At 59.8% G+C, this 13,616-nt stretch carries 10 protein-coding genes; 9 read left to right on the top strand and 1 reads right to left on the bottom strand.

Annotated elements, in window-relative coordinates; translation table 11 throughout:
- The first annotated feature begins 8 nt into the window (after nucleotides 1-8).
- Genes VFU66_RS07075 through VFU66_RS07050 form a run of 6 tightly spaced genes read left to right on the top strand, consistent with a single transcriptional unit; the run spans nucleotide 9 to nucleotide 9,613 of the window.
- Nucleotides 9-1,454, top strand: a complete 1,446-nt coding sequence (locus tag VFU66_RS07075) for a tetratricopeptide repeat protein (protein WP_326445540.1) — start codon at nucleotides 9-11, stop codon at nucleotides 1,452-1,454.
- Nucleotides 1,455-1,507: 53 nt separating this feature from the next.
- Nucleotides 1,508-3,130, top strand: coding sequence for a fucose isomerase (locus tag VFU66_RS07070; RefSeq protein WP_326445539.1), 1,623 nt, complete (start codon nucleotides 1,508-1,510; stop codon nucleotides 3,128-3,130).
- A 30-nt stretch (nucleotides 3,131-3,160) separates the two neighbouring features.
- A complete protein-coding gene (locus VFU66_RS07065; RefSeq protein ID WP_326445538.1) occupies nucleotides 3,161-4,750 on the top strand; it encodes a ribulokinase in 1,590 nt (529 codons plus the stop codon).
- Entirely contained in the window at nucleotides 4,747-6,075 is a 1,329-nt protein-coding gene (locus VFU66_RS07060; RefSeq protein WP_326445537.1) for a sugar porter family MFS transporter, read from the top strand. The genes VFU66_RS07065 and VFU66_RS07060 overlap by 4 nt, the downstream gene beginning before the upstream one ends.
- Nucleotides 6,076-6,106: 31 nt before the next feature.
- The gene (locus VFU66_RS07055) at nucleotides 6,107-7,237 is read left to right on the top strand and encodes a glycoside hydrolase family 172 protein (RefSeq protein WP_326445536.1); all 1,131 of its coding nucleotides are present in this window, start codon (nucleotides 6,107-6,109) and stop codon (nucleotides 7,235-7,237) included.
- 57 nt (nucleotides 7,238-7,294) lie between these two features.
- Nucleotides 7,295-9,613, top strand: coding sequence for a hypothetical protein (locus VFU66_RS07050; protein WP_326445535.1), 2,319 nt, complete (start codon nucleotides 7,295-7,297; stop codon nucleotides 9,611-9,613).
- Nucleotides 9,614-9,632: 19 nt separating this feature from the next.
- Here the strand turns inward: VFU66_RS07050 and rph are convergent, their stop codons facing one another.
- Complete coding sequence (rph, locus tag VFU66_RS07045) at nucleotides 9,633-10,367, bottom strand: ribonuclease PH (RefSeq protein WP_326445534.1); 735 nt, start codon at nucleotides 10,365-10,367, stop codon at nucleotides 9,633-9,635.
- Nucleotides 10,368-10,867: 500 nt separating this feature from the next.
- On the opposite strand from rph, the gene VFU66_RS07040 reads away from it, so the two are divergent.
- The 3 genes from VFU66_RS07040 (at nucleotide 10,868) to VFU66_RS07030 (ending at nucleotide 13,536) form a co-directional block, all read left to right on the top strand.
- The gene (locus tag VFU66_RS07040; protein WP_326445533.1) at nucleotides 10,868-11,629 is read left to right on the top strand and encodes a sensor histidine kinase; all 762 of its coding nucleotides are present in this window, start codon (nucleotides 10,868-10,870) and stop codon (nucleotides 11,627-11,629) included.
- A 98-nt stretch (nucleotides 11,630-11,727) separates the two neighbouring features.
- Nucleotides 11,728-13,233, top strand: a complete 1,506-nt coding sequence (locus VFU66_RS07035; protein WP_326445532.1) for a sigma-54-dependent transcriptional regulator — start codon at nucleotides 11,728-11,730, stop codon at nucleotides 13,231-13,233.
- A 42-nt stretch (nucleotides 13,234-13,275) separates the two neighbouring features.
- Nucleotides 13,276-13,536, top strand: a complete 261-nt coding sequence (locus VFU66_RS07030; RefSeq protein ID WP_326445531.1) for a ubiquitin carboxyl-terminal hydrolase 14 — start codon at nucleotides 13,276-13,278, stop codon at nucleotides 13,534-13,536.
- Nucleotides 13,537-13,616: the final 80 nt, after the last annotated feature.

Below are 13,616 nucleotides of genomic sequence, written 5' to 3'. Positions count from 1 at the left end.
GAGGGGCCATGCTCGCAAAACTGATCATCTTGATGAGCATGGCCCTGCCGCTGTTTGGGCAAGCAGTCTCGGGCGACGCGGCGCAACGTGCGCAGGCTGCGCGACTGGCTGAGAGCCGGAACGATTTTCCAACTGCAGTGCGCGAATACGAAGCACTGGCGAAGCTGATGCCGCACAATGCTGAGGTCCAAAGCAATCTGGGAGTGGCGTTGTACTTCAATCACGACATGACGGGTGCTGCTGCGGCTTCCCAGCGGGCAATCGTGCTCAATCCAAATCTGTTTGCACCGCACCTGTTCTTCGGCCTGGCACAGTATCATCTCTTGGGACCGGACCGCGCTGTTCCGGAACTGGAAAAGGCTGTGCGGTTGAAGGGCTCTGATGTTCTCGCTCATCAGTGGCTTGGCTATGCGTATGTCGCGCAGCTCAGGTACGACGCGGCGGTCAAGCAGTTCCGTAGTGTGTGCGGTCTCGACCCGAAGAATGTGGACGCATGGTACGCGCTTGGGCAGTCCTATCTTCAGCTAGGTAAAAACGCCACGCTGAAGCTGCTTGCCTCGGCGCCGGACAGCGGGCGTGTGTGGCAGCTTGCGGGTGAGCAGTATCAATTACAGGGAAACCGTCAGCAGGCGCTCGAAGACTATCTTCAAGCGATCAAGCGCAGACCCGATGTGCCCGAGTTAAGCACGCTGATTCGTGAAGCTGGAGGAACAGTCCCGGCTGTCGCGTCGCAGACACGGGCGGAGTGGACGAAGGAAGACGCGGTCTATCGGCAGGCGCACGATGCCGAACAGCAGGCACACGCCGCCTTTTTCGAGGTGATGCGGATTGACCCTGACTCCTACCGTGCGCACCAGATTATGGCCGATGTCTTTGTTGCGAAGCAGCAGCCGGAGCAGGCTATCGAGGAGTATCGAGCAGTTCTCAAGCTGAAGCCCAGCCTGCCTGGCGTTCACGAGGCGATTGGCAATGTACTTGAGCAGCAAGGGAAACTAGATGCTGCGCTGAAGGAGTTTGAGGCGGAGATTCAGATCCAACCCCGCTCGTCGAGTGCGCATGTGCATGCCGGCGATGTGCTGCTGACGATGGGCAGGGATGATGAGGCAACGATGATGCTGACTGCGGCCCTTGGGATGGAGCGCCCTCCAGTGGAGGTTTACAGGCTGATGGGCAAGCTCGATTTGAACCGTAAGGATGCTCGCTCTGCTGTCAGCAACCTGACGCGCTACGTCGCTGTCCGGAAAGACGACTCGACTGCGTATTATTTGCTGTCGAAGGCGTATAGGGAGTTGGGAGAAAAGGAAAAGATGAACGCCGCACTGGCGTTATTTGAAAAGACTTCGCAGGATGTGAAGGCGCGGAGCAACGCTCAGAGGCAACTGGAAGCCGTTGCTGATAGCAGGCCCACGCCGGAGGACGCTTCGGAGATGAAGGACGCGACGATGCATAACTGAAGAAGACTTTTGCAATGAGCTGATTCGATGTAAGGGAGACGAGGGACTTGACCATGCCGGTTTTGCCAATGAAGGAAGTAGTTTTGATTACGAGTGGAGACCTGCGGGAATCTGCCAACAAAGTTTGCTGGCCCGCGCAGGAATCGCTGGAGCGTGAGTTGACGCGCTGCTTTGCTGAGCGGGGTGTGACCGTTCGCCGCGCTTTTCCTGTGGACAAGGAGCGCGGGCATGGCTTTATCTCCAGTCAGCGGATGGGCATGGACGTCTTCACCGGAATCGCGCCTGAGGCAAACCTTGTATTTGCGACCGCTGCGTGGCAGTACACCCATCACGTATTGCCGGGCTTACGCAGCCATCGCGGGCCAATCTTGACGGTGGCGAACTGGTCGGGGCAATGGCCTGGGCTTGTCGGATTGCTGAATTTGAATGGGTCGCTGGTGAAGGCCGGCGTGCCGTTCCATTCGCTCTGGAGCGAGCACTTCACGGATGAGTATTTTACGCGCGGGTTAAACGAATGGATCGGACGGGGAACGGTCACGCATGATCTTTCGCATGTGCAGGCGCTGGATCGCGGTAAGCTGCCTGTCGATGCGGTCAGGATGGGCAGTGGGCTGGCCGAGGCATTGCAGAAACGGAAGGCTATCCTTGGCGTCTTCGATGAGGGATGCATGGGGATGTACAACGCCATCGTCGACGATGAACTGCTCAATCCCGCAGGCGTTTTTAAAGAGCGGCTCAGCCAGTCTGCTCTTGTGGCGCGGATGCGCACAGTGAAAGACGAAGATGCAACCGGCGTGCGCGCATGGCTCAACGCCAAAGGGATGCGGTTCAATATAGGGAGCGATGAGAAGTCGGAGCTGACCGATGCGCAGATTCATGAACAGTGCAGGATGTATATCGCTGCTGTTCGCATGGCTGCCGAATTTGGCTGCGATGCGATTGGCATTCAATATCAGCAGGGGTTGAAGGACATGGTGCCCGCATCGGACCTGGTTGAGGGGTTGCTGAACAACCCTGACCGTCCTCCTGTCTATGACGAACACTCCGGCAATGAACTTTATGCGGGCAAAGCCCTCCCCCACTTCAACGAGGTGGATGAATGCGCGGGACTCGACGCGCTTGTGACGAACCGTTGCTGGACCGCGCTGGGACTCGACCCTTCCACTACGCTGCACGATGTTCGCTGGGGCGAGCACTATAAGGGCAACGGCCTCGATGAGTTCGTCTGGGTTCTTCAGATTTCAGGTGCGGCACCCGCCAGCCATTTTGTCGATGGCTATCGCGGCGCGGCCAGCGACCGGCAACCTGCGATGTACTTCCCGCTGGGAGGCGGAACGCTGAAGGGTATTGGCAGACCGGGAAAGATCGTCTGGAGCCGCGTCTTCGTGGAAGGGGGCGCGCTGCATGTCGATGCCGGGCTCGGTTCGGTCGTGGAACTGCCACGCGATGAGACGATGCGGCGCTGGAACCAGACGACCACGCAGTGGCCCATGGTGAGCGCGGTTTTCGATGGTGTTTCGCGCGATGCGTTCATGGCTCGGCACAGGGCAAATCATGTGAATATTGTCTACGCTCCAGATGCGAAGGCAGCAGCGCAGGCACTGGCCGTCAAAGCGGCCATGTTTGATGCTCTGGGCATCAAGGTGCATCTTTGCGGCACGGTGAGCTTCAACTAGTTTGCATGGAGCGGTCCGAGGAGCGCGGTTGTGAGTATTGTTGCGGGCGTAGATTTTGGAACACTGAGTGTGCGCGTTTCGCTTTTTGACAAGTGCGAAGGGCGGTTGGGCTCAGGTGCGGCCGAGTATCCACTTAACCGGTCGCCGCACGATCCTAACTTCGCAACGCAGAGTCATGCCGCACAGATGGATGCGCTCGTTGAGGCGATGCGAAAGGCACTGAACACGAGCAGGATCGATGGCCACAGGGTCGAGGCGCTCGCGCTTGATACAACGGGTTCCAGTGTCCTTCCGGTAGGAGAAGGCCTGCAGCCGATCGATGACTACTACCTCTGGTGCGATCACCGCGCCTGGAGCGAAGCGCAGGAGATTACAGAAGCCGCACATGCGCAGGGCCTCGAGGCGATTGAATGGTGCGGCGGTGCGTATTCCTCGGAGTGGGGATTTGCCAAGCTGCTCCACTGGCTGCGACACAATCCTGAGAAACGCGGGCGGTTCGTGACGGCGCTTGAGAACTGCGATATGGTCGCGGCCACCCTTTGCGGCATCTCGTCGGTGGAAGAGTTGCCCCGCAGTATCTGTGCGATGGGCCACAAGTGGATGTGGAACCCGAGGTGGGGCGGCCTTCCTTCGCAGGAGTTCCTCACCTCTGTCGATCCGCTCTTTGATGGAATTCGGCAAAAGCTGGCTGGTCGCTACATGACCTCGGACCGCATTGCAGGCAGGCTCAGCGGCGTGTGGGCAGAGCGTCTGGGACTCAGAGCGGGCATCCCTGTGCCAACCGGAGCGCTTGACGCGCACTGGGACGCGATAGGCGCGAACATTCGTCTGGGCGATGTGGTGAACGTCATCGGCACCTCGACCTGCATGATCGGCCTGAGTCAGGAAAATATGCTGGTGCCCGGAGTCTGCGGCGTTGTCCCCGGATCAGTCGTGCCGCGGTATACCGGCATCGAAGCGGGCCTGTCGGCAGTCGGAGATCTGTTTGACGGCATTGCACGGAGGGGAAACACCAGCGTTGCCGAGATGATGAAAGGACTGGAATCGTACCGTGCCGGGCAGACCGGGCTCCTGCGCATGACGTGGGACAACGGCGACCGCACCGTGCTGGTCAATCCCAATCTGGGCGGCGTAACGTTTGGCTGGAACCTCGTGCATACGGCGCAGGACGAACTCTTTGCGGCCATTGAAGGGACAGCGCTGCACACGCGAATCATTCTTGAACGGATGCGGGAGAAAGGCACTCCGGTCAACCGCATCATCAACGGCGGAGGCATTCCGCAGAAGAATGACGTTCTGAATCGCGTTTATGCAAATGCATTGAATAAGCCCGTGTTGATACCCGTTGGTGATGTCACAAGCCTTGGCTCAGCGATTTTTGCATTCGTGGCCTGTGGCGATTATGCATCGGTGGAAGAAGCGCAGGATGCTCTGTGCCCAGCGCATCGGGTTCAGCTGCCGGACGAGCGCGAAGCCGCCGTGTATGACAGACTGTATTCGCTCTTCCGCGATGCTTATTTTGTGCTTGGACTGCCCAACGCACCGTCAGCGCCGGTTGGGCACATCCTACCCGCCTTGCGGCAGATCGCAAGCCGGACGCAACGACAGGAAGGCAAATGACGATCAACTCTCACGTAGTGAAAAGCACGGTGGTCGGAGCACTGGGCGGCCTGCTGTTTGGTTTCGACACGGCCGTGATCTCCGGCACGACGAGCGCGCTGACCCAGACCTATCATCTCTCTCCGGCGCTGCTTGGCGTTACAGTATCGAGTGCGCTCGTAGGCACAGTCATCGGTGCGATGTCAGCCGGAATTCCCGGACAGAAATATGGACGTCGCGACAGCCTGCGCGTGATGGCGATTTTTTACGTCATCTCTGCGCTGGGATGCGCATTGGCGTGGAACTGGACTTCGCTCATCTTTTTCCGCTTCGTCGGTGGTTTGGGCATCGGCGGCTCGTCCGTACTTGGACCGATGTATATCGCGGAGATCGCTCCGGCGGAGTGGCGCGGGCGTCTGGTGGGCTTTTTCCAGGTCAACATCGTCGTCGGCATTTTGCTTGCCTACATGTCGAACGCCTTGATCGATACCATGCATCTCGGTGCGGCGGAGTGGCGATGGCAACTCGGCATCTCGGCACTGCCAGCGATTCTCTTTCTGATCGCCTTGTTCAGTATTCCGCGCAGCCCGCGCTGGCTGGTGATGAAGTCACGCCTCAGCGAGGCGATGGACGTGCTTCGTCTTACAGGCGTCACGCGGACGCAGCAGGAACTCGACGAGATCGTCGATTCGGTTCACCTGGAGCGGAGTGCGTCGTCAGACCCGCTGTTCTCGCGGCAATATCGATTCCCGGTCTTCCTTGCGATTACGGTTGGAATGTTCTGCCAGTTGTCCGGCATCAACGCCATCCTCTATTACCTGAACGATATTTTTGCGTTTGCAGGGGCCACCAAGGTCTCGGGAGCATTACAGGCGGTCGCCGTAGGGGCAATGAACCTGGTTGCCACGCTGGCAGCCATGTCGGTCATCGACAAGTTCGGGCGCAAGAAGCTGCTGCTTGTCGGCACTGCGGGGCTCACCGTATGCCTCGGGGCGGTATCTTACGTCTTCATGACGCACAAGCATCTGGAGTGGCTGGTGTGGCTGCTGATGGCCTACATCGCGTGCTTTGCCATTTCGCAGGGAGCCGTGGTCTGGGTCTACATCGGCGAGGTGTTTCCCAACCGCGTGCGCTCCAAGGGGCAGGCGCTCGGCAGTTCATCGCACTGGGTGACGAATGCCATCATCTCACTCATCTTTCCTGTGATGGCGGGCGCCTCCGGCGCATATCCGTTTATCTTCTTCGGCGCAATGATGGTCGTCGATTTCTTCCTGATCTTGAGGTATTACCCAGAGACAAAGGGCGTTTCGCTGGAACAGATACAACACAGCTTCGGTATCGATTGACGCAAATTTACAAAGAGTGAGGAAAACAATCATGATGCGACTTTCACTGCTCGTTTTGCTGGCCGCCGGCTTCACGGCTGGGGCGTTTGCGCAGAGTCCGGTTGCCCAGCCGGATCTCACGCGACAGCAGACTTACACTCTGCACAGGGCTTCGAGCACCGACCCTACGGGCGCAAATGCGGACTTCCGCTCGATTGCGCCCGGAGCTACGCTGACAGTGCTTGATGCCGACGGGCCGGGCATGGTCTCCCATCTCTGGTTCACCATCGCCACGGGCGAGCCTTACCACCTGAAGCGCATTGTCCTGCGTATCTACTGGGACGGCGAAGAGAACCCCAGCGTCGAGGCGCCGATCGGCGACTTCTTCGGCTTAGGCCTCGGCATCTATCACAACTGGCAGTCGCAGATGCTTTCGGTCGGCAGCGACAAGAGCCTGAACAGCTTCTTTCCCATGCCGTTCCGCCATCACGCGCGCATCACCGTGACGAACGAAGGCAAGCAGCGCGTCGGCAGCTTCTACTACAACATCGACTACCGAACCTATACACATCCCCTGCCGGACGACACCGTCTATTTCCACGCGGAGTATCGCCAGGCACAGCCGAACCGCGGCTGGACCAACAACTGGATCAGCAACGGCGACCCTCTCGTCAATAACAAAACGAACCCCGACGGCAAGGACAACTACGTGTGGATGGAGGCCAAAGGTCGCGGCCAGTACGTAGGCGTAACCATGTCGGTGCTCCAGAATCAGGATGGATGGTGGGGCGAGGGCGACGACATGTTTTTTATCGATGGCGCAAAGACACCGTCGATCGTCGGCACCGGCTCTGAAGACTATTTTCTGGGCGCATGGGACTTTGGCGGCAAGCCGTTCTCGTATCAGCTTTACGGAGCGCCCATCGTAGGCGACGAGCTGGCTGGCAGCAGGTCCAGCGTCTATCGCTTCCATCTCGATTCGCCGATTCCGTTTACCCAGTCGTTCAAGGCCACCATCGAGCATGGAAACGCCAACGACCGCTCCGACAACTATTACTCGGTCGCTTACTGGTATCAGGCTGAGCCGCACGAACCCTTTCCTCCACTGCCGCCAGTCGAGGAGCGATTGCCCGCGCTCCAGCATGTTGGCGGCCCAGGCAACGCATTTAAAGCGGTCAGGTAGATGCCCATGGCCGCTGGTGTAGAAGCCAGCGGCCTCTTCCGCAAAAGGAGTCGTGGAATGTCCCGTCGATGGTTAGCGGCGATAGCCAGTGCTGTCCTTTGCGTCCCGCAATTCCACGCGGAAGCACTCAAAGCTGGCGGCGAGGCCATCCGCGTAGAGATGACCGGTTCCGGTTCAGCTTCCAAAGAGATCATCTCCCTGAAGATCGGAGACACCTGGACGCCCGCCTTGTCGGCCAGCTCATCCTCTGTTCAGGTGCGGACTGCAACCGGGCTGAAGACGTGCGTTCTCAGCAAGGCATCTGAGATCGAACGCGGGCTGCTGCTCATAGGCGATTGCGGCGTCGGACAATTCGAACAACGCATCATTCTCTCTGCTGAAGAGGATGTGTTGAACGTTTCGACGCGGCTGACCCTGAATCCCGACGCGACCGTCCATTCTGTCGAAGACCGCTACAGCTTCCTGCCGCCGCGCCGCTCCACGGACAATACGCAAACCGGGCCGCTCGATTTTGTGTGGTCGCAAAATATCAAGAGCGAGGCCGACGATCTCATCCCGACCGGCGGATTTAAATCTCCGGCCGTCATGTTGCAACAGGGCGAGGTCTTCACGGCACTCATCCCAAAACTGAGCAATCGACTGATTGAGCCGCTGGCGATGGACCTCGACGTTACATCGGAAAAGCAGCCATGGATGTCCTACGGCGCAATTCCTTCGCAACCGCACGGGCACAGCTACTTTCGCAGGGATCCGGACGGCCATCCGAAGATGCTGGCGGATACCGTCGAGTACGCCTACTCGATTGTCGTCTCGCGCCAGCCGCCAAAGCTTGGCTATCGTCGTGTCGTTCGCAGGCTCTGGGCAGAGTATGGTTATCCGTCGCTGCTCAACTCTTCCGATGCGCAGCAGAACATCATTCGCCCTGAGCTGAGATCGTTTGCGTCCTGGCGCAAAGACGCCTGGAAGGACTATGCCGACCGCGTCTACACCTCGTTCGACTGCGGGGGGAAACTCTGCGGCACACTCGCCAGCAACCGAAGCGTCAACGGCGACTGGCAGCACTCGGAACCGGACGCATGGTTTAACGCATGGTTTCAGACGCTGCGGACCGCCTATGGCTGGTACATCTTCGGCAGGAATACACACGACGCGACGATCATGCGCAAGGCCGCGAGTGTCCTGACGCTTGCGCTCTCGTCTCCTCAGAAGGACGGAGCGTTTCCCACCATCTATCTCGTCAAAAGCAACCGATGGATACCAGACGATGGATGGGCTGGCTATGAGCAGGATTACCACTCGTTCTGCATGTCGTGGACGGCGTACTGGATGCTTCGCTGGGTCGACGACCTTACGCCCGAGCGCAAGGCCGAGGTCTTGCGTTTTGTCGAACCTTACGGCGATTTTCTACTGCGCGAGCAGCAGCCGAGCGGCGTCATTCCTTCCTGGTACGACACATCGCTTCACCCCCGCGCGGAGTTCCGCGACTTCAACGCAGAGACGGGAGTTTCGGCGCTCTTTCTAGCGACGCTGGGCGAAGCCACAGGAAATCAAAAGTACATTGCCGGGGCAGAGCGTGCGATGCAGTTCATCAGCGACGAAGTTATTCCCCGGCAGCGGTGGTACGACTTCGAGACATTTCTCTCCTGCGCCAGAAAAGATTACGGCTTCTACGACCACTGGACCGCGCAGTTTCCGCAAAATAACTTGGCCGAGATTCAAACAGTGCGGGCGTGGCTGGTGCTCTATCAGATCACTCACAAGCAAAGTTACCTGGACTCAGGCACGAAGGCGCTCGATTATCTGCTGCTTACCCAGCAGGTGTGGAACAACCCATCGTTTTCGCCGAAACTATTCGGCGGGTTCACCACGCAAAACACCGACGCCGAGTGGAGCGACGCGCGCCAGGGCTACGCCGCCGCGCTGCTGTTCGACTACTACCGAGCCACAAACAACGTCGAATATCTCGAACGTGCGGTCGCTGCCGCCAGGGCCACCTTTGCCGTAGCTCCCTGGGAGAACTGGGCCCACACAGGCTATCTCGACGAGCATGGAGCCCTGACAGGCTTCCACTGGGGCACGGGCAGCGCGATGACCTCGGTCGAGATGATGTCGCCGGAACTGGGCGACGCCTTGATCGATCTCAAAGCTGGCAAGGCAGTCGGCTTCGACGGATGCGCAATCAGCGATCTGCGCATCCGTTCCGGAGAGATTGCGTTTCACATCGCTTCGCCCGCAAAGCAGCGGCAATGGATCGTCCATTTCGCAGGCGTCGACCCGTCACAGCAATATCGCATCTCCTGGAACGATCGTCCCGACGAGACCGTCTCAGGACAGGAATTGTTGACAAACGGCTATCGCGTAGGGCCTCTGCTGTAAGGCGCAGATAGGCGCGCCTCTATGTGCCGCTTTGCAGCGTAGCGCGCTGAACATCAAGCAGCTCGCGGATGCCCTTTTCGGCGTAATCGAGCATCTCGCCAAGCTGCTTGCGCGTGTAGGAACCCTTTTCCGCCGTGGCCTGCGTCTCCACCAGTCCCCCGTCAGCCAGCATGACGACGTTCATATCGACCTCGGCGCGGGAGTCTTCTTCGTAGCAGAGATCGAGCAGGATGTTGCTGTCCACGATACCCACCGAGGTGGCGGCAATCATCTGGCGCAGCGGAGACGCTTTCAGCGTGCCCGCCGCGACCAGTTTGTCGAGCGCCATCGCCAGCGCAACAGCCGCACCCGTAATGGCGGCCGTGCGTGTGCCTCCGTCGGCCTGGAGCACGTCGCAATCGAGAATGATCGTGCGCTCGCCCAGCGCCTTCATATCGACGACGGCGCGCAAGCTGCGGCCAATCAGACGCTGGATCTCGTGCGTGCGTCCGCCGATCTTGCCGCGCTCGCTCTCGCGCGGAGTACGGGTGAGGGTTGCGCGGGGAAGCATTCCGTACTCCGCCGTGACCCAGCCACGGCCGGAGTTGCGCAGCCAGCCGGGGACTCCCTGCTCGATGGTCGCGTTGCACAGCACGCGCGTGTTGCCGGCTTCAATGAGCACGGAGCCTTCCGCGGTGGCAACGAAGTTGGGAGTCAGGCGAATCGGGCGGAGTGCATCTGCGAGGCGATGATCGGGACGGAAGACTTCAGGCATTGGCTGATTATAGTTGGCGGGTCGCCGAAGGATGCATCTGCCGCTCATCCTCAGGGTCATTCCGTAGTGCGTCGCAGGAGCCAGCTCGTGCAGCTTGCGGCAAGCAGGCGGTAGTTACCTTTGAGCGAATGAGAGCGCGTTCCAAAATGGGACAGGGTTCCAGCCTGGGAAATAATGCAGCTTGCATTTTTACTGGGGTTTTCGGCAATAGAGGTTCAGGATGGATTCCATATTGGGAATCGAGGAGGTGAAGACGCTTGTGGAGTAATCTTGTGTTTTAGCTTTATGAGAAAGGATTTAGCGCAGTAGTTCCAGTTTGGCACTTAAATTGATTACTGAAGTTTTATCTGCGTTGGTATAGAAAGTACGCGGAAGATTGCGAGCACGGAATGCAGGCATTGCAGAGCAGTACAGCCTGGAAGTCAGGGGACCGTTCAGGGCAGTTCAGGGCGCTTCGTCAGGTTTCGCAGGCGATGAGCCTCGAAAAAGAAAGCGCGGTGTTGTCCGCGCGAAATGCGGCATTGGGCGCAGGCGGGGTGGCCGAAGGCGCCGGCTTGGCGCACGATGTGGGGAACCTTCTAGGGGCACTCACTCTTTATTCAGACCTTCTTGCGTTGCCGGGGGTGTTGCGCGAGGAGCACCGCTCGTATGCCGCGGAGCTTCGCCTGTTGAGCGAGCGCAGTCGTGCGATGGTCAACCGGCTGGTGCATCATGCGCAGGCTGAGCAGCCCAGGTACGCCGCGGCGGGAACGGTGCTGCCGGAAGTCGTTCAGCGGTGCCACGGCCTGTTAACCAAAATCGCAGGCAGGGCCGTCGAGGTGAGCTACGGCGCGGGTGCATTCGAGCGAGTGTCCGTGCCGGTTGAGTCGGTCGAGCGTATCCTGACCAATCTGGTGAAGAACGCAGCCGAGGCGACTCCATGGGGCGACGCAATCGCTATCAGCGTCGAGGGCGCGACAGAGAGTGTCGGTGGCGGCTTCAGAAGGCGCGTTGTCCTCGCCGTCCGCGACCGGGGCTGCGGTATGGACAAGGCGGCGGTGCGCCGGCTGATGCAGGCCGGTGGAATCGTGCCGGCGAACGGGCGCGGGCTGGGCTTTCGCGTGGTGCGCGAGCTGGTCGCCATCTCCGGCGGATGCCTGAGCATCGAGAGCGAGGTCGATGAGGGCACCCGCGTTTCGGCTGAGTGGTATACGGCGGACGATTTCGATGGACAGGAAGTTAAGACTGCGGTTGAGAACGATGCGAGGTCAAGGACATGCTAACTGGGGCTGGTTTCGGCGTGGATAAAGCAAGTGGAGATGGAAGGCGCGACAACGGAATCCATAAAGCGGTGAGGCTGGCGGGAAATCAGAAGGAGCTGGTGAGCGCACCCTCGGGCGTGCTGATCGGTGTTTCGCCGCTGGAACCGCCTGCTGTCACCAGGAAGGCAGTTTCTGATGAACGGCTTGAGCTGTTGCATGTGCTCATCGTCGATGACGACGATGCGGTTCGCAAGGCGTGCTGCACCATCGCCGCTGGGATGGGCTTTGCAGTGATGAGCGCCGACAGTGCCACGGCGGCACGTGCCATCTTGAAGCACCAGAAGGTGGATTTGATTCTGCTCGACCTGAAATTGCCGGGTGGCGGCGGCCTGGGCCTGCTGGAGCAGGTCAAGGCGCTGCACCCGGACACCAGCGTGGTGGTGATGACGGCGTTTGCCTCGGTCGCCTCGGCGGTCGAGGCCATGCGCATCGGCGCGGGCGACTATCTAACCAAGCCGTTTGCGCTCGAAGAACTGACCACGGTGCTCGAACGCGCCAGCCAGCAACACCAGATCGACATCGAGAGCCGCAAGCTGCGCGAGAAATTGCGCACGCAGAAAGGCCAGGGCGGACTGATCGGCCAGTCGCCGGAGATGGAGAAGCTCTACAGAATTTTGTCGAAGGTCGCTTTCTCCGCGCACCCGGTACTGATCCTCGGCGAGAGCGGTACAGGCAAGGAGTTGGTCGCGCGGTCGATCCATCTGAACGGCCCGAATGCCTCGAAGCCGTTTGTGCCGGTGGACTGCGGCTCGCTGGTGCCAACGCTGATCGAAAGCGAACTCTTCGGCCACGTGAAGGGTGCCTTTACCGGAGCAGATCGCGCGAAGGACGGCTTGTTAGCTTCGGCGGAAGGCGGCACAGTCTTTCTCGACGAGATTGGCGAACTCCCGCTGGATCTACAGGCGAAGCTGCTGCGCGCGTTGCAGGAAAAGGAGGTACGTCCGGTAGGCGCCACTCAGGCCAAGCCCATCTCGGCGCGTGTACTGGCCGCGACCAACCGCGACCTGGCGACGATGGTCGAGCGCGGCCAGTTCCGCAAGGACCTCTACTTCCGCCTGAGCGTGGTGAACCTCAGGATTCCTCCGCTGCGCGACCGCCGCGACGACATAGCGCCATTGGCAATGCATTTTCTGGCGCGGATGAACCGCGAGAACGGTACGTCGCACACCTTCTCCGACGACGCGCTGCGCGTGATGTCGGAGTTTGACTGGCCGGGCAATGTGCGCGAGCTGGAGAACGCCATCGAGCGGGCCTGCGCGCTCTCCTCGGGCCCGGTGCTGCACATGGGCGACCTGCCCACGCAGTTGCAGGACTTCCGGCTGCATCGCACACCGCCGCAGCACGGCGCGGAGGCCGAGGTGCAGCACGATGTGACTGACGGGACGGGCGGCAACGGCATCGTCTCGATCGCCGAGATGGAAAAGCACGCCATCCTTGGAACGATCCGGCAGTTGAACGGAGACAAGCTGATGGCGGCCAAGCTGCTCGGCATCGGCAAGACGACGCTCTACCGGAAGCTGAAGGAGTATGGCCTTGCCGAGGATGTCGATGGCGCGGCGTTCTGACACCCGCCGCTTGCCGTAGAATCGCAGGCGGAGGTGGGCGCGATGCAATGCACGCATCTGGATCAGATACGGCAGGTGAAGCCGTCGGCGAAGGGTTGCGAGGAGTGTCTGAAGATGGGCAGCACATGGGTGCATCTGCGTATGTGCATGGAGTGCGGGCACGTGGGCTGCTGCGATTCCTCGAAGCACAAGCACGCGACGAAGCACTTTCACGCGACCAGACACCCGATCATGCGCTCGATTGAGCCCGGCGAGGACTGGGGCTGGTGCTACGTGGACGAGGTCGAAGTCGATTTCGCCTGACCGCCGATACAGGCTGCGGAAGGGTTTCGTTTTGCGTAAGGGTACGGGTTTATCCGTGCTGTAAATGCTTCATGGATTGT

Origin of the sequence: Edaphobacter sp. (genome assembly GCF_035763405.1) — a bacterium.
GTDB lineage: Bacteria > Acidobacteriota > Terriglobia > Terriglobales > Acidobacteriaceae > Edaphobacter.
This window is presented reverse-complemented; position numbering and strand designations above follow the sequence as displayed.